Here is a 23,231-nt window from a genome sequence, read left to right as displayed (position 1 = left end):
GAGGGGCAGGGGTGAGGGCAAACCTACAGAAAGGAAATTATCCTTAATCCAACAACCCTAAAGACTTAACAGTATCACGCTCTTGTCTCAACTCATTCAATGTCTTGTCAAACATCTCACGACCGTACGCATTAAAAGGTAATCCCTCAACAACACTTAACTCTCCGTGTTCGCGACGGCAAGGGAATGAGAAGATTAACCCTTCATCGACACCATATTCACCTTGAGAACTACGACACATAGAGAATGATTCACCTGCTGGAGTATCATGAACCAAATGATTCACACCGGTGATGATGGCATTCGCTGCTGAAGCCGCAGACGAGGAACCACGGGCTTTAATTACTGCAGCACCGCGTTGTTGTACCGTAGAAACAAAAGTATCTTTCAACCAAGACTCATCAATCACTTGAGCAGCAGAAACCCCATTAATCTTCGCATTATAAAAGTCAGGATATTGAGTGGAAGAATGGTTCCCCCAAATGGTCATTTGAGTGACTGCAGTGATATCGACACCTGCTTTTTTAGCCAACTGAGTTCGAGATCTTAATTCGTCTAAAGTAGTCATGGCATAAAAACGATCATTGGGTACATCTTTGGCATGATGCATTGCAATCAAGCAGTTTGTATTGCAAGGATTACCTACTACAAAAACGCGCACATCATCGCTGGCATTATCATTAATTGCCTGACCTTGTTTGGTGAAGATCCCGCCGTTAATTTCCAATAAATCAGCGCGCTCCATCCCTTGTTTACGTGGCACGGAACCGACGAGTAATGCCCAGTTCACGCCGTCCATTGCCTTATTCATATCTGCAGTACACACAACACGCTTCAATAAAGGAAAGGCACAATCATCAAGCTCCATTGCAACTCCTTCTAAGGAGGGAAGCGCTGCTTCAAGCTCAAGCAGATTTAATTCTACCTCGGTGTTTGCACCAAACATTTGTCCCGAAGCAATACGAAACAATAATGCATAACCAATTTGTCCAGCTGCCCCAGTAATAGCAACTCTAACTCGTTTATTTGCCATGTGATTTCCTCTTATTTTTTAGGTAACCGCTGCACATTCTTTCTTACGAAGCGGTAAAGAAAGCTCATTGCATGATTACATTTTTTGTTACAAAACTCGCAACATGATACTATTGCATTCCCAAACAAGCCAGTATAAAAAAGAGTAATGATACCCTTATCGTTGTACATTCACATTCCATGGTGTATCCGCAAATGCCCTTATTGTGATTTTAATTCCCACAAAAGCCCGGAAACGTTGCCAGAGCAAAATTATATTCAAGCACTTATTGCTGACTTAAAAACTGATTTGCAACACATTGAAGCACGTGAGATTTACTCTATTTTCCTTGGCGGTGGCACCCCGAGCCTTTTTTCTGCTCAAGCCTACGACACCTTATTTACTGAATTGAGGCGCCTTTTGTCCTTTGCCAAGGATATAGAAATCACCATGGAAGCCAATCCAGGTACTGTAGAGCAACAACGCTTTACTGAATACCGACAAATTGGTATTAATCGGCTTTCCCTGGGCATTCAAAGCTTCAACCCAGAACATTTACACGCCTTAGGCCGGATTCATGATGCCCAACAAGCGCATCGTGCCATTGAATCCGCCCGTAATGCCGGGTTCACTAATATCAATTTAGATATTATGCACGGTTTGCCCAAACAAAGTGTAGCTCAAGGAATCGATGATTTACGCACAGCAATCGCGCATCAACCCGAACATTTATCCTGGTATCAATTAACCATAGAACCTAATACGGTATTTTACAAAGTAAAACCCCCATTACCTTCTGAAGATGAAGCGTGGTTTCTCGAGCAAGAAGGACTCGCTCTACTTAAAGAATCTGGTTTTTCACGCTATGAAATTTCTGCCTTTGCCAAACCGGATCGACAAGCGCGGCATAATTTAAATTATTGGCTATTTGGCGATTACCTAGGCATAGGCGCAGGAGCACACGGCAAAATCACTACGAAAGAGCGAGTACTAAGAACGCGCAAGCACCGTCAACCCAGAGAGTATCTCGACTCAGAAAAACCCTTTTTAGCCAGTCTAGAGGAAGTGAGCACTCCCGATCTTCTTTTTGAATTTATGCTTAACACAACGCGTTTGGAACACGCCATTCCTTTAGCCCTTTTTACTCAAACCACAGGGTTGCCACTAAGTCATCTGCTCCCTAAACTCCAAATTGCGGCAAATAAGAAACTCATCTCTTTAAATGACACCCACTGGCAAGTAACTGCTTTAGGAAGACGTTACACCAATGATTTACAGGCTCTGTACTTATAGAGATTATATCCCGCATAAGGCCCCTCATTCGTACTACGGGCTCCTCTCCCTGGCAGAGAGAAGAGATACTCTTTAACTCAAGTCAAGAGCTCCCCTCTCCCACTCGTGGGAGAGGGGCAGGGGTGAGGGCAACTCGACTCTAAAACTCATAACACCACGAATTACACTCATACGATAACGCAGCCACTTGCTTGAAAATAAAGATTATTTAATAATAAGTTACTTTCCGAAAAAGGAGCAATCGGTGATATTGTTCATATTCTTGGTAGTTATTGCTTATCTAATGGGATCATTTTGCTCTGCAGTCATTGTGAGTAAAACGTTTTCTTTACCTGACCCACGGATTGAGGGCTCAAAAAATCCAGGCGCCACCAATGTTTTGCGGCTTGCAGGAAAAAAATATGCAGCCTTGGTTATGATTACCGATATACTCAAAGGTACGATTCCCGTACTCATCGCCAAACTCTTGGATGCCAGCCCTGCCACAGTAGGGTTCACTGCTTTAGCAGCAGTTATCGGCCATATGTACCCGGTTTTCTTCGACTTTAAAGGGGGCAAAGGGGTTGCAACGGCAATTGGAGCGCTCTTAGGTTTTCATTTTCTTGTCGGTATTTTAGTCGCAGCAACTTGGTTGTTGGTCGCTAAATTCTCCCGCTATTCCTCTTTAGCGTCGATTACTGCTATAGGTTTTTCCCCATTTTATTCGCTGTTACTTATCCAACGTTTGGATATTTTCCCCCCTATTTTCATCATGGCCCTCTTAGTGCTCTACAAGCACAAAGACAATATTGTGCGACTTATTGATAAAAAAGAACCAAAAATTAAATTAAAGAATAATGTGATTAACGACATTATGCAGGATGAGCCGCCAGAGGCTGCAACACCAGCTAGAACAGCAGAGCCATCTGTACCAGAAGTAGAAATTGAGGTAGAAACTATCACCATTACCGAAACCGTAGTGACTCCACCTAAAGCAACAAAAACAACTAAAACTAGAAAAACAACCAGCACAAAGGCCGATTCACCTGAAAAGAAAGCTAAAGCGGCTAAAAAGGCAACCTCTCCAAAATCTAAAGAAAGGAAACAAAACGAAGAATAAAAGGACTATTGGAGAGAATCAAAACTTGCACTTGCCTATAGACTTCATTCAAAAATTCAATCGTTTACTTATATTTATTCTACAAATAATAGATAAGGGTATGAAATCATACCCTTATCTATTTATACTCTTTAGAACCAGTCATTACTCCCTAATATTTAAATTTTTATTGCTGTCATAAAAATACCCATTTTAATATCTACTTTATATACTAGTAGTATACATTAGTGCCCACTTTGAGTATAATATATACATAAAGTTCGTATTTTGAGGAATACTATGAGTAAAAGTAAGTGGGCAAAAACCAGATATGAATTCGAAAAAAGAGAAGGAAAAGCATATCATTCGTTTGATACAACCACAGCTAGTCCTTTTCATGAGGTCAAAGTACACAAAGGACAATCAAATATCTTATTGGACTGGTCTAGGTTTGAAGAGGACTCTATAACAATTAACGGAATGAGCTTAGATACTCTCCTTAAAGCACGAGGTTTTGTTAAAGATGATGGTGGGTGCTATTTCAAAAATGTACAGGAATTAAAAAAATTTTTTAAAGAACTGCTAGTTACAGGATTACCGGCAGGTCAACAAGATGCCGCCGTTGATGAATTAATGCTTGTCTTACATCAAGGCGGACTTCAACGCCCAGCCACCACAGCTGCAGCTGAAGCTTTTAGTAAGATGAATATAGAAGCGGCCCAAAAAGTGAAGCCTGCTGATCAAAAAGACGTCTTCAACAAACCACAGGAGCAAAAAGGTGCCGATAACATCATGTCTTGTGCAATAGATCCAGAACCTGATGAAGGCGCCGACCCTATTTGGCAAAAAAGAAAACTGAATTTCGTTACCACCAAAACAGGATTTAAACTGCAAGAGGTCGTCACTCAAAAAGCTTTATATGTGACTAATGAAGCAAATACTACAAAAATTTATCCCGATGATCCAAAGGGTGAAAAGCCTTATGTCTATGAAGCACTAATGACTATAGATGTTGATTTAACAGGCGAAGAAGCAAAAACAACAGTAACAGAATGTGGAATTAATTATGGAAGTAAGCAAGTCCAAGAGCTTTTAGATAGTAGGGGCTTTTGGAGTAAATTTCTTGATGCAGCAAGAAAGTTTTTGGGTTTGGACAGTAGTAAAATCCAAGACTTATCAAAAGTTCAATCTGAAGTAGAAACTACAGCACTAAGTTCTGAAGAGGGGGAGAATGCTAAATTCTCCTTCTGATAGTAAATAATCCCCTAAAATTCATCGAGTAACGAATTTTTTAGGGGATTAGTATAGAAAACTAAAGAGCAATTTTGGACTTGAGATTAGAACCATAATTAAGCCAAGGGCCATCGTGCCTTAACTTCTACTGCATCACTTAAATCCTTTTCTCCCCTTAACATCCGCAAACATCCTGCATAAGCAATCATCGCCCCATTATCGGTGCAATATTCTAAAGCTGGAAAATAAATCGTCCCGCCAATACTCTGAATCCATTCACTTAAGCCTGAACGTAAGGCTTTGTTCGCCCCTACTCCCCCTGCAACTACCAACTGCTTACACCCGGATTCTTGTATCGCACGTTTGCATTTAATCATTAAGGTATCGACAACGGCTTGCTGAAATGCCTTGGCAATTTCAGCGCGTGCACGCTCATCTTTTGCGCTTTGATTCCAAGTATTTAAGGCAAATGTTTTTAAACCGCTAAAGCTAAACTCAAGGCCGGGCCGGTCGGTCATAGGACGTGGAAAACGATAAGGAGTTGATTCACATTGATCAGCAAGTGCTGCGAGTACCGGTCCCCCAGGATAGGGTATTCCCATTAACTTGGCGGTTTTATCAAACGCCTCACCTACCGCATCATCGAGAGTATCTCCGAGTATGCTGTATTTCCCCAAATCCCTTACTTCAACCAGTTGGCAATGGCCGCCGGATACCAAAAGCGCTATAAAAGGAAATTCGAGTGAAGGCGTTTCCATTTTTGCCGCCAAAAGATGTGCTTCCAAATGATGAATGGCTAACGCAGGAATTTGCAATGCATAGGCCAAGCTTTTGGCAAAACAGGAACCTACCAATAATGCACCAATTAGCCCTGGGCCTGCCGTATAGGCAATTCCATCCAATGCATTTTTATCAAGCCCTGCCTGTTCTAATACTTTATCGAGTAAAGGCACCAAGTAATTAATATGATCCCGGGAAGCAAGCTCAGGCACCACACCACCATGCACTCGATGGGTGTCAATTTGCGAATGCAACGCATGCGCTAACAAACCAGCATCGGAATCATAAATCGCTACTCCCGTTTCATCACAAGAGGATTCAATACCCAAAACCAACATAAAAAGAACCTGATAAAAAAATTAAGTCATTGTACCATATATCATAGAGACTGGGTGAAACGCAGCGGAGACGGAAATTCACTGCTCGATACTCGTTTCAGCTGTCTTCTCCCGAATCTTCTATGTCCCCGCTTACCGGCGGGAAGCCTAAGAGCGGTACTTTCGTCAGATTACCCAGTATTCAAGCTGCACTTATTAAAAAATAAAATTGTTGATTTAAAACTTGACGAGGGCTTCAACTAGCACTAGAATTGCCCACCTATTAAGATCAAATAACCAGAGGACTATTTAATGCCTACAGTTCGCGTCAAAGAAGGCGAAAATCCAGAATACGCACTGCGCCGTTTTAAGCGCTCTTGTGAAAAAGCCGGTATTTTAACCGAGTTACGCCGTCGTGAATTTTATGAAAAACCAACTGCTGAACGTAAACGCAAGCAAGCTGCTGCAGTAAAACGTCATCTGAAGAAAATTTCTCGTGATATGACAGCAAAACAACAAGGCGGCAAACGCCGACGTAAATAGGATTTTTGCCTGTCCTGTATTTTTTACTAGGCCACATCTACTTCGCATAGTCACCATTTCATAGATGATTATGATGTTGTATTTAGTGGCCTTTCGCTTTTTAGAATAGATTAAACTTCTTCCAAAACTCATGGTAGTGAGGAGAGAGGTTTCCTTACATAGGGCCGAGCCGCTCATTCGATTTTAAGGAATAAAAAATGACTATTAAAGAACGTCTCAATAATGATGTTAAAGATGCAATGCGAGCCAAAGAAAAAGAATTGTTAGCCGCACTTCGTTTAATTACTGCTGCCGTCAAACAAGTTGAAGTCGATGAACGTATCGAAGTGGATGATGAGCGTATGTTGGTTATTTTAGATAAAATGAGCAAGCAACGAAAAGAATCCATCGCGCAATATGAAAAAGCGAACCGAGATGATCTGGTTGCTCAGGAACAATTTGAACTGGATATCCTGAAGAACTATTTGCCTGAGCCTTTATCTGCCGCAGAAATTGAGCATATGGTTCAAGAGGCGATTGCCTCAACTGGCGCTGAAAAGATGGCCGACATGGGTAAAGTGATGGCACTTTTAAAGCCCAGCTTGCAAGGACGTGCTGATATGGCGCAAGTCAGTGCCATGATTAAGGCTAAGCTAAGCTAAGGATCCCTATGTCTGGCTTAATCCCTCAGCCATTCATTGATGATCTTCTCCACCGCACGGATCTGGTTGAATTAATTGACAGCTATGTTCCCTTGAAAAAACGAGGGAACAGCCATCTTGCTTGCTGTCCTTTTCATAATGAAAAATCCCCTTCGTTTAATGTCGTTGCCAAAAAGCAATTTTATCACTGCTTTGGTTGTGGTGCCTCAGGAAATGCCATCAGCTTTGTGATGAACTACCTCAATCTGGGATTTGTTGATGCAGTGGAAGCTCTGGCTACTCGTGTAGGCTTAACCATTCCGCGGGACAAACATACTGACAAAAATAATCCCTCGCAGGATCTATATAAACTCTTGTCGGCGGTAAGTCTGCATTATCAAAAAAAATTAAAGCATGAAGGGCAACCTGCCATTGATTATTTGCGTGGTCGAGGCTTAAGTGGAGAAATCGCCAAACTGTATCAGTTAGGTTATGCAAGCGAAGGATGGCACCATCTTGAAAAAGCGTTCCCCCGTAATCAACGTGAATTGCTTGCCACCGGTATGTTGATTAAAAATGAAGACGGAAAAATCTATGATCGGTACCGTAACCGGGTCATGTTCCCGATTCATGACCGCCATGGGCGCATTATAGGCTTTGGTGGACGGGTATTGGATAAGGAACAAAAACCCAAATACCTTAACTCTCCTGAAACCGTCATTTTTCAAAAAAGCAGAGAATTGTATGGCTTACATCAAATTCTAAGCCAACAAAAGGCAGTAGAGTACATTATTGTGGTTGAGGGCTACATGGATGTGATTGCATTAGCCCAACATGGAATTATGAATGCAGTAGCCACCTTAGGTACTGCGACCAGTACCTATCACATTCAACTGCTTGCCAAACATACCAAGTCATTAATTTTTTGTTTTGATGGCGATAATGCTGGAAGACAAGCAGCCTGGCGTGCCCTTGAAAGCAGCTTGCCGCATTTAAATTTAGGGCTGGATGCCAGTTTTATGTTCTTACCCGATGGGCACGATCCGGACAGTTTGGTTCGTGAGGAAGGTAAAGACAATTTTTTAAAACGACTCAAGCAAGCTACCCCATTGCACCGTTTTCTTTTTGATAACTTAGCCAAAGACCTCAATTTACTTCGACCCGCAGGCAAAACTCAACTCATTAATTTGGCCAAACCCTTTTTACAAAAAATGGATGAAGGTTCGTATAAACAACTCCTCATTGAAGATCTAGCGCGTTTAACTCATATCGAAACCCACCGCTTAACTCAGCTAGTTACTGAGGAGTCTAAAACGCCCCAGCAAGAACAGGCAATGACCATTGCCCGTACGCCAATGCGTATTGCGGTTGCCCTCCTCTTACAACACCCGGAAATTTATAGCCAGATCAAACAACAAATCAATCTTGAGCTATTGGATGCAAAAGAACATGAAATTTTACTGAGCGTGTTGGGACAACTGGAAGCAAACCCGCAAGCCACTACGGCAACATTAATCGAATCGTGGCGTAATCACCCTTATTTTGAGTCCCTGAACAAACTTGCGGCCTGGGACCATCTGGTTCCGGAACAAGAATTAGTCAAAGAATTCATTGATATTATCCTGTTTTTACAAAAACAAAATCGTGAATTAACCATCCGCCAACTGATTAATAAATCACGCCAGCACGGGTTGAATGAGGAAGAAAAAATACTATTGCAAAAGATGTTAAAAGAACGGCATATTTGAAATAGAGGCGTGTAACTATTTCGCTTTCGCCTCTCGTGCACCGAGGTTCCTCAATGCAAGCCATTGATTGGTCGACAACAGACGAAATGGATTTTATTGTGCATTTTGTATAAATTATGATAACTTGGCGCTTGATCATAGTGAACCCAAGCCTCATAAATAGGATGTTCTAAAAAAAGCAGTGAAAAATTACTAGTATGTTGCAAACTACCGGTCTATAATTGTAAGATTTTGTAATCCTAAAGAAGCAATTATTTCCAACGGTGTTTTAAATGCTACGTGGTTTATTTGTTTTTTAGGATTGTGTCTAATTGTCCCTAGAGAAGTGCCTATGACCATGAACGATCAAGAACAGCAAAGCTCACAGATAACCAAAGTCATTAGCTTGGGAAAAGAGCAGGGTTACTTGACTTACAGCCAAATAAATGACTTATTGCCTAATATAGTTGACACGGAACATTTTGATGTCATTATCAGCATGCTGGAAGGCATGAACATCAAAGTATTTGAGTTACCCCCCGGCGATGATGAACTGGCACTTCTGCTGAATACAGAAGAAGTACCTGATATCGAAGAAGCCGCGATGGTACTTGCTTCTGTAGACAAAGAAACTGGACGCACAACCGATCCAGTTCGCATGTACATGCGTGAAATGGGTACAGTAGAGCTGTTAACCCGCGAAGGTGAAATCCGCATTGCCAAACGCATTGAAGAAGGGATTTACCAAGTTCTTAAATCTTTGGCCAGTTACCCAGAAACGATTCAATTAGTACTTGATGACTATGAGCGCTTTAATGCCCAAGAAATTCGCCTCAATGAAATTATCAGTGGCTTCTCTGACGTTGAAGATGAAGTAGCTCCCGCGGCAAGCATTGGCTCGATGCTGGAAGAGCAACAAATCGATGACCTACTGTTGTCTGATGAAGAAGATGAAGATGGCGAAGGCGGTATTGGCGAAGTCGATGACGGTCCCAATCCAGAACAAGCTAAAATTTATTTTGATGATTTACGTGATACGTATGAAGAAGCCATGGTGGCGTTAAAAGAGCATGGTAGAGAACATGCCAAAACGCTTAAAGCCTTGGAGAAAATGTCTGAATCGTTCTTAAAGCTTAAGCTCACTTCCAGACAAGTTGATCGCTTAACGCGTCATTTCCGTCAATTGCGTAATCACATTAGAGAATTCGAGCGCGGTATTATGCGTCTTTGTATTGAAAGAGCGCGAATCCCCCGTAAACTGTTTATTGATACATTTCCAGGCCAAGAAACGGACATGGAATGGCTCAATGGCATTATTGCCAAACATGGCAAAAAGCTGGATATGGCTCGTATCCAAGAAAACACCGACGAAATTTTGCGCATCCAATCTCGTTTGGTCGCATTCGAAGTGGAATATGGCTTGACGATCGGAGAAATCAAAGACATCAATCGCAAAATGTCTATTGGTGAAGCCAAAGCACGTCGCGCCAAGAAAGAAATGGTTGAGGCCAACTTGCGTTTGGTTATTTCCATCGCAAAAAAATACACCAACCGTGGTTTGCAATTCCTGGATTTGATTCAGGAAGGGAACATTGGCCTCATGAAAGCAGTCGATAAATTTGAATACCGTCGTGGTTACAAATTCTCTACCTATGCAACCTGGTGGATTAGACAGGCAATCACCCGCTCGATCGCTGACCAAGCTCGTACCATCCGTATTCCGGTACACATGATCGAAACGATCAATAAGCTCAACCGCATTTCCAGACAAATTCTTCAAGAAACTGGGCGTGAAGCCACCCCTGAAGAACTCGCGGAAAAAATGGAATTGAGCGAAGACAAGATTCGCAAAGTTTTAAAAATAGCCAAAGAACCTATTTCCATGGAGACCCCAGTCGGTGACGATGACGATTCGCACTTAGGTGACTTCATCGAAGACAACAACATCGAATCGCCAATTGATATGGCAACCGCCGAAGGTTTACGTGAAGCCACTCTGGAAATCCTGGAAACCTTAACCCCAAGAGAAGCCAAAGTACTGCGTATGCGTTTTGGTATCGAAATGAATACCGACCATACCCTGGAAGAAGTGGGCAAACAATTTGACGTAACTCGCGAGAGAATTCGTCAAATCGAAGCCAAAGCGCTCCGCAAACTGCGCCACCCTTCTCGCTCAGAAAAACTGAGAAGCTTCCTAGAAGGCGATGAAGGTTAAAGCTTATCAAGAACCGTAGCCCGCATTAGCGCAAGCGTAATGCGGGTTTCTTCCTATCCCCAAAGATAAAAAAATTTCATCCCCCTTTCCTCAAACACACAGAAAAATCTCTAAAAAAACTCAAAAAAAACTGGCACATTAAGCCAATTAAGTTTAAAATGACCCCCTCTCCGGGCCCATAGCTCAGTTGGTCAGAGCAGCGGACTCATAATCCGTTGGTCCTAGGTTCAAGTCCTAGTGGGCCCACCAATTAAATCAAGTAGTTACGGCAGTTTTCAGAAAGTTCGAAAAAGTCATCTAGTCGCAATGTAGACAGTTTTCAAGGAAGAGGCCAATGAACACAAACCATTAAATAGCTAACCAATTAATGATACAAATTTATCTTATAGGAGCATGGTGTGTATTTGTTTCGTTTAAATCTACCTTATATTGTCTTAACCATTACGTTATTTCTATTTTTTTGCATTCCTTTTACTATGCATGGATTGTCAAGTGATGGACGATTATATGCTTGTTTTGCATTAGACATTGCAAATCACTTAAGTACCGTCTGGCAACCTTTAAGTTCAGTTTGGTCCGTTTCTTCAATATTCCATGAACATCCTCCTTTATCTTTTTATACTCATTCATTATTCATTCAATTATTTGGTGAGGGAGTTTTTGTAGATAAATTTTATTTTTTCTTGATGGGATTATTATCTTTATTTTTAGTTACATTGTTTTGGCGCAAACGTCATCCCCAGCTACAACATACGTTTTTATGGATCCCCATCCTTTCATGGTTATTAACAGTTGGGACTTTTCATCCAGCATGGGAGGGAAATATAGAGGCTACATTAGTTGTATTCACAACAACAGCTTCTCTTTTTATTTTAAACGCATGTGTAACCTCCGATTTATCAAAGCGGTTTGCATTCCTCTTGCTTGGGTCAATATTTATTATCGCAGGATTTCTTACTAAAGGTATTCAAGCTCTTTTCCCTGTTACAATACCAATCATTTACTCATTAACAATTCCTTCATCGTTCATATTAAAGAAAGGAATACAATCAAGTCTGTTAACTACTTTCTTAGCAGTTAGTCTTTTTGCACTTATAGTATTTTTTTATCCAGTGATATTAGAAAATATCATCGCTTATTTTCAACAACAAATAGTAGGAACATTTAAAGGAGCTTATGGTGTTAACATCCATGTTCCAAGATTTATACATATTTTCTGGTTGATCTTTAAAAATCAAATATTGATCATTGCACTCACTTTATTTATGTACAAAATTATAAAAAGAGAGAGCATTTCTTTTACAAACATCGCATGGTTCAAAAATATCCTTTTAAAACTGCGTGACTACCCCTGGGTCTGTTTTTTTCTCCTACTTGCCTTAGTTTCTTCCGTACCCGTGGCGATTTCTCCTCGACAATCTAGCCGTTATATTGCGCAATCCTTCCCTTTTTGGGCTTTGTTTTTTGCAGAGATATTAACACCACTATTTCAAGTTCATATTGCAGCAATAGATTTACAATCTACTAAATATAAACGTTTCATTCGTATAAGTTTTGCTTGTCTTGCAGGTGTGGTTCTGCTTGGTTTTTGTTGCTTTGGGGGAATTTTCAGAACTAATAAACTCATTAAAGATACGTTACTTTTACAGCAAGTTCTACCACGGTCCTCCATTATATCCATTAATAAGCAGGTGGATGAAAGACTAATCCATTTACTGTATAGATATCATCACGTCAGAGTTTCGTTTGAACCTAATCATAGGTATTATGTTCAGCGAAAAGATGAGACTCATGTCCCCTCGTCTGAATATAAGCCGGTTGAACTTCCTTTTGAATCCATTTCATTATTCAAAAAATGACAGCGAGGTAGGTTGGGTTAGACGCTAGCAAGCGTAGGTCGGGCGCCTCGCCCGACATTTCCTTTTCTTCTTGCATACTACAATCAAAAACTGTGATACACACTGCCATCACGGAATAGAAAAACAATCCAACATGCGCTATCGAAGAATGATAAATCCCGGAGGGACTTATTTCTTTACAGTAAATCTGCAACATAGAAAAAGTAACTTACTCGTTGAATACATTGATCAACTGCGTTTGGCTTTTCGTCATGCAAAATATCATTATCCCTTTACAATTGATGCTCTTGTCATATTGCCTGATCACCTGCATATGATCATGACCTTACCGGAACATGATGGGAATTTTTCATTGCGTTGGAATTTAATAAAAGGCATCTTTTCACCGCAGTTGCTTATATGGGAATCCAGATCACCAATACAAAAAAATAGGCGGGAACGGGGCATTTGGCAAAAACGTTTTTGGGAGCATCTCATTCGTGATGAATTAGACTTTGAACATCATGTCAATTATATTCATTACAATCCGGTGAAACACGGGCATGTTGAGCATCCAGTAGATTGGCCTTATTCAAGCATCCATCGATTTATTCGAGATGGGATTATTCCTTCTCATTGGACGTGTCAAATACAACCTTCATTTGTATTTGGGGAATAATGAAATGTCGGGCGAGGCGCCCGACCTACGCGTGCTGGAAATCGATTGGATACTATCCTGATATAAATAAACTTGTTTCTTATTTGACCGGAATTAAAGTAGAGGTGATTCATAACCACCTCTTAATCAAATTGTTAAGAGAACATATTTTCCAAAGGAGTTGCCTGTTCATCAGGCTCTTTGGGCTTGGCCTTAAAGAAGATGTTTTTTTCTAAAAAAACCAGACTTTTTCTTTTACCTGCATCTCTTGATGGTTTCTCCTTTAGGGTTTTTGGAGAATTCTTGGACGTATTTAAGTCTGAAAATTCTTCTGAGGTGTCCAATTGCTTATGTAAGTTATCCAATAAATTGATGAATAAGACCGGATTTTTTTTGTCGGATAATTTTAATTCATGATAGTACTGATTATTTACTTCTATAATTTTCAAAACAGCCAATTTTAATTTTTTAAAACAGCGTTCAAAAAGAATTGACTCTTGTTCGATTTCCTCTCTTGTCTTGCCTTGCTGTTTATCTGCTTTAAATCGCTTAAGATGTAAACTAAATAAATCAATAAGTACCTCAGCGGTCTGAGTGGGTTTGTTTATCTTTTTATTGATCACAATACATGGAAGTATGTTGTTGGGTAAAAAGTTCTTGTGGAGCGTATCGAGCAGCGATTCGATTGCGGCCATATTATTTTCCAAATCGAATAAATCAGCTTTTCTAGGCTGTATTCTGACAGAAGCCCAATATTGACTGTCTTCATCGACGGGTCTGAACTCCTGAATAAATGTGGTCATATTGGTTTGATAGGCAGTTATTTCAAAGTTAATCAATAACTTAACCTCTAGTATTTTTTTAAAAACAATACCTAAGGCTTCTGCTCTCGATAATGGATTCGGATTTCCATCAGTTGCAAAGGTAGCTTCAGTTAAAAGAAGTCCTAAGAAGGGGAGCGCACTTCTAAATGCACCATATACTTCACGCATGTATTTTGAGTTTTTTTCGGAGGAAATTAATTTATTGATTTCCTCGATGTAATCAAGATCCTTGGTTGACAACCCCCTGAAAGCGCTCGGTAACCGAAAAGCATCCTTATCATACAAGCGAGAGATTTGTTGGTTATTAAGAATCCCTGCGATAAGCATCATATGGTTTAGATCCGGATAGTTCTCTCCTTTAAGCGGGCATAATGCCTGTGCCAAATCAATGATAAACTGAAGCGCATTTTTTAAATTTTCCGGCGGCTGGCTTAAAATTTTAAAACAGAAGTAACTGCTCAATAGGTTAAAGCTGTCCGTCAATTCCTTGATATTGGGGGAAAGGTTGTCTTTATCGGATTTTAGCCAATTTCCATCATTTAATTCTGTAATTGATACCTTCTGATAAAATGCAATGGTCAGCTGTCTTAATTCGTGCGCGATTAACAAAACCTCCTCTACTCTGTTCTCACGGTTTTTAGTTAGTGCCTGGTTAACTAACTCATCAAAGGATTGATTCACACCAATTAATGCAGGGCAACGCAACTGTTGGTTTAAGATGAGAAAATTATGTAATAAAGGACAATTGGTGTAAACAGAAGTCAATTCAAAGACTTCCTTTAAATGCTGGTTCAGTTGGCTTCCAAGCTCACCCAACCCTTTATCCTTGTCACCGTTGATGTTACAAAAAAAACGTAACTGCATAGAGAGTGTCGGAACCTCTGTGATCCGGTCAACGGCACTGTAAAATAGCAGTTGCATTACAATAAGATTCGCAATTAATTTCTGATCCGCATCAAAGTGAACATATAGTGTTCTTAGGTTGATCAAAACTTCAATTAACGGTGTCGATCCCAACAAACCCAAGGCCTGGTTAGTGATTTGCTCCAGGTTAAACTCCCTTTTGGATTCAGGGGCTTGCTGACAGGCAGTTAAGAGCCATAACAGATTCAACGTTTGCTTTTTTTGTGGCGTGGCTTCAGGAAATAAGGGGATTTCCCGAGGTTTAGAATCTTCAAGTGAAATATTAGGTAGCAGCAATACTATGAACTGACTCATTAAAATATTAATTTTTTCCTGAGACTGGGTATAAATGCTATCGACGCTTGGATAGAGGATGCCTATTGCGTCCGAGACCACTTCTTGAAATTCAGGTTCTGTAATCAGCTTGGGCGCGAAGATGAACTCTTCAGGAAAAAAGTTTGTTTTGCACAACCCATGAAATTTTTTTTGGGCTTTTAAATATTCAGCGGAATGCTTATTGACTCGGTATTTACCCACCAATTCCTGCACATGTAAATTGATCTGTTCACTGCTGACAACTGCAGCATTCTCCTGAGCCGATACCATTTTCAAGTTTGAAAGATCTCGTTCTGGAGATTCCCCCTGAAGTCTTAATGAGGAATGAAAGGAATCATAACTGGTGGAGGGCGATGAGGAGGGATCTGACCCACTCCTTGAGGAAAGCAAGGGGAATGATTCTCCCAATTTCTCTGCAGAACCAGGACTAGATTTCCGATAGCGCAAATCCAGTGACTTGATGCGGCTTAAATCAATCGATAATAAAGCCTTCCTTAATTCAAGGTTATTTCCCGCCATATCAAGCGGTGTTTTTTCCTGTTCGTTTTTGAGCGCACGATGACATTTTTGTGTACTGACCAGAGTATGTATGGCCCAAACATTATGGTGTAAAACAGCCTCATGCAAGGGAGTATTTCCCAGGTTATTGGTATGATTAATGAGTTCGGGAATAAATTCCAAAAGCACCTTTAACGTTTCAGTGTCTTCTTCACTTCGTACAGCATAATGTAAAACAGTAGCATTTTGCCGATCACCCAGAACAGCGATGTCCCGCCACGGCCTACCCTGCATTAAAGACAATGTTGTATCGCTGAATAGGGATTCCAATACCTTCGCTTTATTTTTTAAAACCAAAAGATGAAAAACAGTCCTATCGAAGAGATACCTTTCTTGAATAAGCTCAGGATTTTTGGTAAACCATTTTATTAGCTTTGCTGCTATTTCTTTTTCATCTTTATCAGAAAATATGAGTTCTTGTATTTTTTCCTTATTCATGTACTTGTTCCTTTCAGAATGAAATCCTCTCCTCTTAAAGTGATTGGAGATATTTTGTAGTAACAAAATAACTTTAAGCCCTTTTTGGAGTTTTATTTTCGGATTAGTTGCTCAAAAATTAGAATCTTGGGTTTAAAAAAGGCTTAATACATCAAAAAATGTAGTGTCGATATTAGGGAAAACCATGGGATACTGAATAAGCTACAATTAATCAATTGGTTATCGATGACTTAATTGTGTGCAGGAGTGTCAATGGCTTGCTTACCTGGTTTTTCCTATTAGCCTGATTTTATCACCCGCGAAAAAGAGCAACAGTTAATTCAGGAACTACAAAGCGTCACATAGAACCCTGGGGCTTTATTTGGTCCAATGGATTATTCTTATAAATGTAGAGAGACCGACTTGCAGAACTACGAGGTATTAGAGTAATAAATTTCAGATTATTGTGTCTCACTATCTATGGATTTAGATACGGTACACAATGAAATTGACGCGAAAAATCGTGTCTTTTGACATGGGTGTATTTAGGACTTGACCTATTGGTACGCCAGCCAACATCAGCGAAAAGTGGTTCACAAATTTCGTTTGTTTATAGCAGGTATTGAGGTTGTTATCACCGCAAAGCGACGCTGGCTCACTAATTAAGTCAGCGACTTCTTTTTGCTGCGGATTTAATCCTATGAGTCGATAATGCTATAAAAATGCCCTTCCTAGAAAATTGATATTATAAAACTCGATTCATTTCTTCACTGCCACAGCAAGTTTACAGTGGATCCTTGAGCCCTCGGCCGCGCGAAGAATTTGATTAAAAATAGGCTTTAAATTGCGAGAGATTGGATTCGGTGTTTTAATAAAAATCAAAATGAAGTACAATTAAGCAAAAAATTATGGGGAGTATATAAGTCATGTTTGTAAAACAATTTCCTGAAAATTCACTTATTAAAAAAATTAAAATTAGCGGCCCTTTTATTAGCGTTTATGTACCTAAAGATCAATTAGAAAATTTTCAAAAAAAATATGAAAAGCTATTAAGCAAATCCAGAGTTTTATCGATTGGCGAAGGATTAATGCATGACTTTGCTCATTATACTCATAACAAACACATCTCGTCTCTTTTTGGGGGCAAATCGAAGAAGGAAGAAGAGAAGGAACATTTCCATTTCATTTTACCTGCAACGGTCACTAGCGCTAACTTAACAGCATTTTTAAATTTTTTTAAAGATGAGGACTTAAGTAAAGAGCAAAAACAACAACTCTTAAAAGAATTCAATGATCATTCCGCTACAGTGACTCTAGAAACATTATCAGAGCAAATTAATTCTTATAATTATTTGATATCCGCGTGGTTACATGAAGACCCATACCTTACACAGATGATGCCATTATTTACTGAAATGGCTCGTAACTTAGGGCCTTATTTGAATGGTAATGCAGATGAGCCTATTGATATATCTCCCTCGATTAGGATCAAGGTCGGTGACCATCAAGTATCTGCGCGAGAGGCTTCGAATAACCTTACTGCATTATTAACCCACTTAGGATTTTTATCATCCTTCGAAAAGATTATTGACCAATTGAAAAAAGATGGGAAAAAGTCTGTTACACCTGAGACCATAAAGGAACTAAATAGACTCTTCAATTCTGCATCTACAACTCCATTTCCCAATTTTAGTACATCACCTTATCTATTCAATGAATTGGTAGCACATTTCCCCTTTATTGATGCAAATTTAAACAATCTATATGGAATGCTGAAACAACAACTCGAAAGATTCTTAGAAACAGAAGAAATTATTTTTGCCCCACAAATAACTCAGCTTCCTCCTGAGGAGGTTTCTTATAATGATGCGATACTTTTCTTAAGTAAGCAGGGAAATATAGGATTAAAAATCATGGAAACTATGGCTCGCTTACACGAAGGAAAAACGAGCTTGAATCCCTACTGGATGAACAGTGGTACAAAACTTCAGGGGATAGTGGATGCCGTATTAAAGCTTAAAAAGGGAGAGGATGTTCTAGGTGAAGTAGTTCAAAAACCAGATTCCGAGCTTTATTTGGCCCTTAATAAACCTCGCCTTTTACCTTTAACTTTCTTCGGAGGTTTTGCTGTTAACAAATCACAAACAATGGTCAAGGTTGAAGCCGAAATTTCAAATTCACTGACCTACTGATAAGCATTCAAACAAGTAAGTTGGGGCATTTTGACCCAACTTACGTTTGCTAAATAGGAGCAAAGGTATTTATAGAGGGATCTCTCTCATGTGTGCGGTATATTTATCCTATATCAATATCTAACTTCTCCTGATTGTAAGGTCTCTAATAGAGAAGGCTTCGCAAGAACATTTCTGTGACCTCCCCCAGTCAAATAATATACGTCCTCACCTTTAGTTTTAGAAATACCAAAATCTTGCAGTTTAAATTCTCTGGGTTTGTGAACGAGGGCGAGAGCCGGGAAATTTCTAATTTCCATAGTAAATAGCTTCGAAAACTTTAGTCATTAATCAAAGTTCGGTTTGGGGAGGAGCTATAGAGTGCCTCCCTCAAGAAGGACTCCTCACCATATACATCGAACTTCCACATCTATATTCATCATCCAGAATTCTAATCCTCATTATTAATTTTTTATTAAGAATTTTAAGAAAAGGCTAATTTTCCATCGATAAAATATGAAAAATCAACTCAATAAGCTTAAAAGTTAGTCATATTGAGGTGATGAATTTATTAAACAATGGTCAATTAGGAGTAGTCCATGCGTAGCAAAACAGAAAAATTAAGCAGTAAACGTTCAGTTATCAATCACGATCACTTAATCTCTAATGAGACTTTCATGATAGGAATTTATAGAGAAGCTGGTGATTTATCAATTTATGCTGAGTCATCTGAAGGAATCGAACATTTCTCTATAAATCGAGGAAACAGTCTTGATACAGTACTATTGACTGATACTTTAGTTGGAACCTGGATGCATAATCAATTACCACGTACGGTAGATCAAGCAGCCCAGATTCGAGCCTTAAGAATGAGATCACATGAGTACATCGAACAATCAGTCACCCGAAAGGAATTCGAGCAATTCAAAGAAGTATTTATGATCGCTTGCGAAGAGAAAATAAGCAATCAACCTGAAATTGACGATTATCTACAAACAGCTTTGGGTAAGTTATATGGAGAACCTGAAATGACTTACAACCCTAAGTACTCAGAGCAATGCAGTATTCTCTAATTTTTATTAGGATTAACAAAGAAAAAGCTCGCGGTTCAAAACCTGCGAGCTTTTTTTATGTCTTTTATCATTCCGATTGGTATCAAGCTTATTTGCAAACTCTATCGTTCTCGACTATACCTCAAACAAGAAGCCGGTATAAATAGAAGTTCAAAGCCTATTAGGTCCGCTATTTATGGATAAACTTAATCTCAATTTACTTCGCGCACTGCATGCATTATTAACCTGTCGTCATCTAACTCTTGCCAGTAAAAAACTGGGTATAAGCCAGTCCTCAATGAGTGTTTATTTGAAGCAACTGCGTGAGCAGTTCCATGATGATTTACTGGTTCGCGGCCAGGGTAATATCATGCAATTGACTCCCTTAGCGCACTCGTTAATCGGCAAAACCCGACAAGCACTCTCACTGATTGAAACACTATTTAACACTACCGAACTCTTTAATCCTCTAATTTCAGAACGAAGTTTCTCAATTGGTATGACTGATTTGACGTCTATTTTATTGACTCCAAGCTTGATTCAACGATTGGAGCAAGAGGCTCCTGGAGTAAAATTGAATATCAAACATCCGAGTTATTTAAATACCGTGGAAGTGTTTGAGTCGGGCGATATTGATTTAATGATTGGTATGTTTGAAGGAGTTCCAGAAAACTTAAAGCAACAAAAATTGTTTCAGGATGAAGCCGTCATCGTTGGGGGCAGAAACCATCCAGGAATCAAAAAAGGCAAAATTTGCATGGAAGAGCTATTTAAGTACCCATTAATTCAATTTTCATTAAGAGAAACTCCTTTTTACAATTATTTCGATCGCTATTTACGTCAACTAGGACATGACAAACGGGTTTCTATTACCTTAGGACAGGGGATCATGCCTTTACTTGTTTTAAATGACTCGCTTTATCTGACCTTAAGTATTCGCCAAGTAGCTGAAAAGCTGGCTCAGTTGATACCATTAAGTATTGCTTCAGTACCCTTTGAGGTTGACCGTTTTAATTGCTATCAATATTGGCACCAAAAAGATGATGTTGATCCTGGGCATCGTTGGTTACGGGAAATGGTTCGCAGTATCGCCAAGCACAGGTGATTGCTAGAATTAATGATCGTACTCACCTGATGCTGCTGGCCTATTGAACCCACTTCAAAACTGGGAACTTCTCTGGAGAAAGGTAAAAATGTGAACTGCAAGTATTTATATCGCTGTTTTTGTTTGCACGTTAACTATTATTCACTACAGTACTCTGTTAATTTATTCAAAAGATTAATTTGTATGTTTTTACAGGATGTTAATTTGAGAAGCGTTATTTTTTTAGAAGTGTTCTTTTATCTCATTTTGGCTACAACTACCCCCTCAGTCTGGGCAAAAGATAGAACAATACCCGATCAAACCCCATCAAAATGTAACCCTTATAATAACTATACGTGTTTGGATAGCTATTTAGGGGAAGATTTTTTTACACGTTTATTTCGTTATTATAAGTTGGAAATCGGACATGCAACAGCACCCTCTGATCCTCATGCCCCCTCCTCTCATAGAGTAGGTTGGCCTGCAACCCCACAGTCCACACCACCAATGCCTTTTACAGAGTGGCCTTATGGTGCTACCACGACTTTAGGCGTAAGCCTACCTAATGCCGTTGATAGTCCATTTATGGTTGGCATTGCTAATACCTCGACTGGAAAATGGTTACAAAAAAACCACATTCAAGCATACGGTTGGGTCAATGGCGGAGGCAATATTAGCACCAATACAGTAAAGCCAGGTGGTAATGCACCTATGGCTTATATGTACACGCCTAATACAGTACAGCTGGATCAAGCAGTGCTTTATATTGAGCGTGTTCCCAATACGGTTCAAACAAGCCATATTGATTGGGGTTTTAGGCTATCGGGAATTTATGGGGAAAACTACCGCTATACCACAGCCTATGGAATTGCCAGTTATCAGCTTTTAAATAACAACTCGGTTTATGGCTATGACTTTCCTATGGTTTATGGTGAGTTATATATCCCTAATGTAGCTCAAGGATTACTCTTTCGAGTTGGACGTTATATCTCAATCCCTGATATTGAAGCGCAACTTGCACCAAATAATTACCTGTACTCACACTCCATGACTTACACTTTTGATAACTATACCAACGAAGGGCTTGTTGCGAGTTTAGCGGTAGCCAAAAATGTCATTTTCCAGTTAGGTCTAGTCGGAGGAACTGATACCGCGATTTGGAATATAGGGAAGAAAGTAAAGAATCCTGCTCCCAATCCTTTATATCCAGATTCAACTTTTCTCAAAGATCCAGGAGCTAGAGTATCAGCTGTTGCTTGTGCTCGCATTACCTGGAATGATGGCAAAGATACGTTCTATCCTTGTATGGATGGTATTAATAATGGCGTATGGGGTTACAATAATCTACAGTGGTATGGATTCACTTTTTATCATAAATTCAATGATCGTTGGCATATTGCCTATGAGCTTTACACACTCCATCAACATAAGGTGGCTAACATTAACAATCCTATTGCAGCTGCCGCCATTGCCGCTGGAGGAACCCCTTTTTCGCCAGAATATATTCCTTTTAACGCACCCAATGCAGCACAATGTAATAACACTAATGCGCTTACTTGTACGGCTTCAGTATTGGCTACCGTAGCCTACATTAATTATCAATTCTCCCCTCTCGATAATATTTCATTGAGACCTGAATTTTATGACGACAAACAGGGACAACGTACTGGTGTAAAAACTCGTTATCTTAACTTTGGACTTGGTTGGCAACATTGGCTATCACCACAAATCGAACTGCGTCCAGAAATTGATTACGATTATGCACTGGATAGGAATGCATTTAATGGCAATGTGAATGCAGGGATTCCTCCAAGCAAACGTTATACTGTTTTAGGTGCAATGGATATTATTGCTCATTTCTGATGCCTAAGTTTTTGCCATATTCACGATAAGGGACTAGAGAACAGGGATACGAATGTAAATCAGCCCGATTCATCTCTGATGCAGCAATCCCAAATAATGCGATTGGAGTATTCACCCATTTGGGAACATGCTTGCACTTGAAGCGAGTTAAATGCAAACAAAGACTGGGCTTTTCAGCCCAGACTACGCTTGCTACAATTTCAGTGAAGTGATTACGGGCAAGGAGCCATTATCATGTATCAGAATATTATGCTAGCACTTGATGGGAGCAAGGTATCTGACACCTTAGTAGACGAAGTGATTAAACTCACTAAAGACCAGAGCCCTAAGCTGCGGATTATCCATGTTATTGATGAAAGCAGTATTCGTTATGGTGGACCTTCTTTTGACTATCTTTCAATTATTGCTGCTTGGAAGAAAGATGGGGAAAAGATATTAGCAAATGCTGCAAAAAAAATAGCGAAGCAATCATCTATCAAACCTGAAACATTCATTTTGGAATTAAAGCCATTTCAGGGAAGAGTAGCTGAGGTAATTGTTGACGCAGCAAAAGAATGGCCTGCTGATTTATTAATGATCGGCACGCATGGCCGGCGTGGCTTTAGTCGTCTCTTTATGGGTAGCGTGGCGGAGAATGTTGTTCGAATTGCCACAACACCAGTACTTCTTGTGCGCGGCACTGATGCCTAAGCAAAATCATAGGAATAGA

17 protein-coding genes and 1 tRNA gene are annotated in these 23,231 nt (G+C 39.8%); 15 read left to right on the top strand and 3 right to left on the bottom strand.

What is annotated here, in order from left to right:
• Positions 1 to 43: 43 nt before the first annotated feature.
• Positions 44 to 1,033: a malate dehydrogenase gene (locus OQJ13_RS11900; RefSeq protein ID WP_265711028.1), complete on the bottom strand. Its 990-nt coding sequence runs from the start codon at positions 1,031 to 1,033 to the stop codon at positions 44 to 46.
• Positions 1,034 to 1,180: 147 nt separating this feature from the next.
• Here OQJ13_RS11900 and hemW point away from each other — a divergent pair, with 147 nt between their 5' ends.
• The 3 genes from hemW (at position 1,181) to OQJ13_RS11885 (ending at position 4,634) form a co-directional block, all read left to right on the top strand.
• Positions 1,181 to 2,305 carry a radical SAM family heme chaperone HemW gene (gene hemW / locus OQJ13_RS11895; protein ID WP_265711027.1) on the top strand — a complete coding sequence of 375 codons (1,125 nt, stop codon included), beginning with the start codon at positions 1,181 to 1,183 and terminating at the stop codon, positions 2,303 to 2,305.
• Positions 2,306 to 2,549: 244 nt separating this feature from the next.
• A complete protein-coding gene (gene plsY, locus OQJ13_RS11890; RefSeq protein WP_265711937.1) occupies positions 2,550 to 3,404 on the top strand; it encodes a glycerol-3-phosphate 1-O-acyltransferase PlsY in 855 nt (284 codons plus the stop codon).
• A gap of 279 nt (positions 3,405 to 3,683) precedes the next feature.
• A complete protein-coding gene (locus tag OQJ13_RS11885) occupies positions 3,684 to 4,634 on the top strand; it encodes a hypothetical protein (protein ID WP_265711026.1) in 951 nt (316 codons plus the stop codon).
• Positions 4,635 to 4,732: 98 nt separating this feature from the next.
• On the opposite strand, the gene tsaD is transcribed toward OQJ13_RS11885, so the two are convergent.
• Entirely contained in the window at positions 4,733 to 5,734 is a 1,002-nt protein-coding gene (gene tsaD, locus OQJ13_RS11880; RefSeq protein ID WP_265711025.1) for a tRNA (adenosine(37)-N6)-threonylcarbamoyltransferase complex transferase subunit TsaD, read from the bottom strand.
• A 291-nt stretch (positions 5,735 to 6,025) separates the two neighbouring features.
• On the opposite strand from tsaD, the gene rpsU reads away from it, so the two are divergent.
• The 7 genes from rpsU (at position 6,026) to OQJ13_RS11845 (ending at position 13,335) form a co-directional block, all read left to right on the top strand.
• Positions 6,026 to 6,256, top strand: coding sequence for a 30S ribosomal protein S21 (rpsU, locus tag OQJ13_RS11875; RefSeq protein ID WP_010652681.1), 231 nt, complete (start codon positions 6,026 to 6,028; stop codon positions 6,254 to 6,256).
• Positions 6,257 to 6,453: 197 nt separating this feature from the next.
• Positions 6,454 to 6,897 (top strand): GatB/YqeY domain-containing protein, encoded by a 444-nt coding sequence (locus OQJ13_RS11870; protein ID WP_265711024.1) that lies wholly within the window; start codon positions 6,454 to 6,456, stop codon positions 6,895 to 6,897.
• Positions 6,898 to 6,905: 8 nt separating this feature from the next.
• Positions 6,906 to 8,624 (top strand): DNA primase, encoded by a 1,719-nt coding sequence (dnaG, locus tag OQJ13_RS11865; protein ID WP_265711023.1) that lies wholly within the window; start codon positions 6,906 to 6,908, stop codon positions 8,622 to 8,624.
• Between the two features lie 331 nt (positions 8,625 to 8,955).
• Positions 8,956 to 10,818: an RNA polymerase sigma factor RpoD gene (gene rpoD / locus OQJ13_RS11860; RefSeq protein ID WP_265711936.1), complete on the top strand. Its 1,863-nt coding sequence runs from the start codon at positions 8,956 to 8,958 to the stop codon at positions 10,816 to 10,818.
• Between the two features lie 172 nt (positions 10,819 to 10,990).
• Positions 10,991 to 11,067: transfer RNA gene (locus OQJ13_RS11855), tRNA-Ile, on the top strand.
• 149 nt (positions 11,068 to 11,216) lie between these two features.
• A complete protein-coding gene (locus OQJ13_RS11850) occupies positions 11,217 to 12,677 on the top strand; it encodes an ArnT family glycosyltransferase (RefSeq protein WP_265711021.1) in 1,461 nt (486 codons plus the stop codon).
• A 133-nt stretch (positions 12,678 to 12,810) separates the two neighbouring features.
• Positions 12,811 to 13,335 carry an REP-associated tyrosine transposase gene (locus OQJ13_RS11845; protein ID WP_265711020.1) on the top strand — a complete coding sequence of 175 codons (525 nt, stop codon included), beginning with the start codon at positions 12,811 to 12,813 and terminating at the stop codon, positions 13,333 to 13,335.
• A 134-nt stretch (positions 13,336 to 13,469) separates the two neighbouring features.
• Here OQJ13_RS11845 and OQJ13_RS11840 read toward each other — a convergent pair whose 3' ends face one another.
• Positions 13,470 to 16,373 (bottom strand): RasGEF domain-containing protein, encoded by a 2,904-nt coding sequence (locus OQJ13_RS11840; RefSeq protein WP_265711019.1) that lies wholly within the window; start codon positions 16,371 to 16,373, stop codon positions 13,470 to 13,472.
• A gap of 905 nt (positions 16,374 to 17,278) precedes the next feature.
• Between OQJ13_RS11840 and OQJ13_RS11835 the strand changes: the two genes are divergently transcribed.
• From OQJ13_RS11835 to OQJ13_RS11815, 5 genes are all read left to right on the top strand, one after another.
• Complete coding sequence (locus OQJ13_RS11835) at positions 17,279 to 18,544, top strand: hypothetical protein (RefSeq protein ID WP_265711018.1); 1,266 nt, start codon at positions 17,279 to 17,281, stop codon at positions 18,542 to 18,544.
• A gap of 578 nt (positions 18,545 to 19,122) precedes the next feature.
• A complete protein-coding gene (locus tag OQJ13_RS11830) occupies positions 19,123 to 19,596 on the top strand; it encodes a hypothetical protein (RefSeq protein WP_265711017.1) in 474 nt (157 codons plus the stop codon).
• 175 nt (positions 19,597 to 19,771) lie between these two features.
• The gene (locus tag OQJ13_RS11825; protein WP_265711016.1) at positions 19,772 to 20,680 is read left to right on the top strand and encodes a LysR family transcriptional regulator; all 909 of its coding nucleotides are present in this window, start codon (positions 19,772 to 19,774) and stop codon (positions 20,678 to 20,680) included.
• Between the two features lie 183 nt (positions 20,681 to 20,863).
• Positions 20,864 to 22,522 (top strand): outer membrane beta-barrel protein, encoded by a 1,659-nt coding sequence (locus tag OQJ13_RS11820; protein ID WP_265711015.1) that lies wholly within the window; start codon positions 20,864 to 20,866, stop codon positions 22,520 to 22,522.
• Between the two features lie 234 nt (positions 22,523 to 22,756).
• Entirely contained in the window at positions 22,757 to 23,212 is a 456-nt protein-coding gene (locus OQJ13_RS11815) for a universal stress protein (protein WP_265711014.1), read from the top strand.
• Positions 23,213 to 23,231 lie beyond the last annotated feature (19 nt).

Source organism: Legionella sp. PATHC035 (assembly GCF_026191115.1).
In the GTDB taxonomy this organism is placed as follows: Bacteria; Pseudomonadota; Gammaproteobacteria; order Legionellales; family Legionellaceae; genus Legionella.
The sequence above is the reverse complement of the archived record's forward strand: the minus strand, read 5'-3'. Positions and strand labels throughout refer to the sequence as shown.

Excerpts from the sequence above, each read along its gene's own strand:
- OQJ13_RS11900 (WP_265711028.1), bottom strand. The coding sequence starts at position 1,033 with ATGGCAAATAAACGAGTTAGAGTTGCTATTACTGGGGCAGCTGGACAA.
- hemW (WP_265711027.1), top strand. The coding sequence starts at position 1,181 with ATGATACCCTTATCGTTGTACATTCACATTCCATGGTGTATCCGCAAA.
- OQJ13_RS11885 (WP_265711026.1), top strand. The coding sequence starts at position 3,684 with ATGAGTAAAAGTAAGTGGGCAAAAACCAGATATGAATTCGAAAAAAGA.
- tsaD (WP_265711025.1), bottom strand. The coding sequence starts at position 5,734 with ATGTTGGTTTTGGGTATTGAATCCTCTTGTGATGAAACGGGAGTAGCG.
- rpsU (WP_010652681.1), top strand. The coding sequence starts at position 6,026 with ATGCCTACAGTTCGCGTCAAAGAAGGCGAAAATCCAGAATACGCACTG.
- OQJ13_RS11870 (WP_265711024.1), top strand. The coding sequence starts at position 6,454 with ATGACTATTAAAGAACGTCTCAATAATGATGTTAAAGATGCAATGCGA.
- dnaG (WP_265711023.1), top strand. The coding sequence starts at position 6,906 with ATGTCTGGCTTAATCCCTCAGCCATTCATTGATGATCTTCTCCACCGC.
- rpoD (WP_265711936.1), top strand. The coding sequence starts at position 8,956 with ATGACCATGAACGATCAAGAACAGCAAAGCTCACAGATAACCAAAGTC.
- OQJ13_RS11845 (WP_265711020.1), top strand. The coding sequence starts at position 12,811 with ATGCGCTATCGAAGAATGATAAATCCCGGAGGGACTTATTTCTTTACA.
- OQJ13_RS11840 (WP_265711019.1), bottom strand. The coding sequence starts at position 16,373 with ATGAATAAGGAAAAAATACAAGAACTCATATTTTCTGATAAAGATGAA.
- OQJ13_RS11835 (WP_265711018.1), top strand. The coding sequence starts at position 17,279 with ATGTTTGTAAAACAATTTCCTGAAAATTCACTTATTAAAAAAATTAAA.
- OQJ13_RS11830 (WP_265711017.1), top strand. The coding sequence starts at position 19,123 with ATGCGTAGCAAAACAGAAAAATTAAGCAGTAAACGTTCAGTTATCAAT.
- OQJ13_RS11825 (WP_265711016.1), top strand. The coding sequence starts at position 19,772 with ATGGATAAACTTAATCTCAATTTACTTCGCGCACTGCATGCATTATTA.
- OQJ13_RS11820 (WP_265711015.1), top strand. The coding sequence starts at position 20,864 with ATGTTTTTACAGGATGTTAATTTGAGAAGCGTTATTTTTTTAGAAGTG.
- OQJ13_RS11815 (WP_265711014.1), top strand. The coding sequence starts at position 22,757 with ATGTATCAGAATATTATGCTAGCACTTGATGGGAGCAAGGTATCTGAC.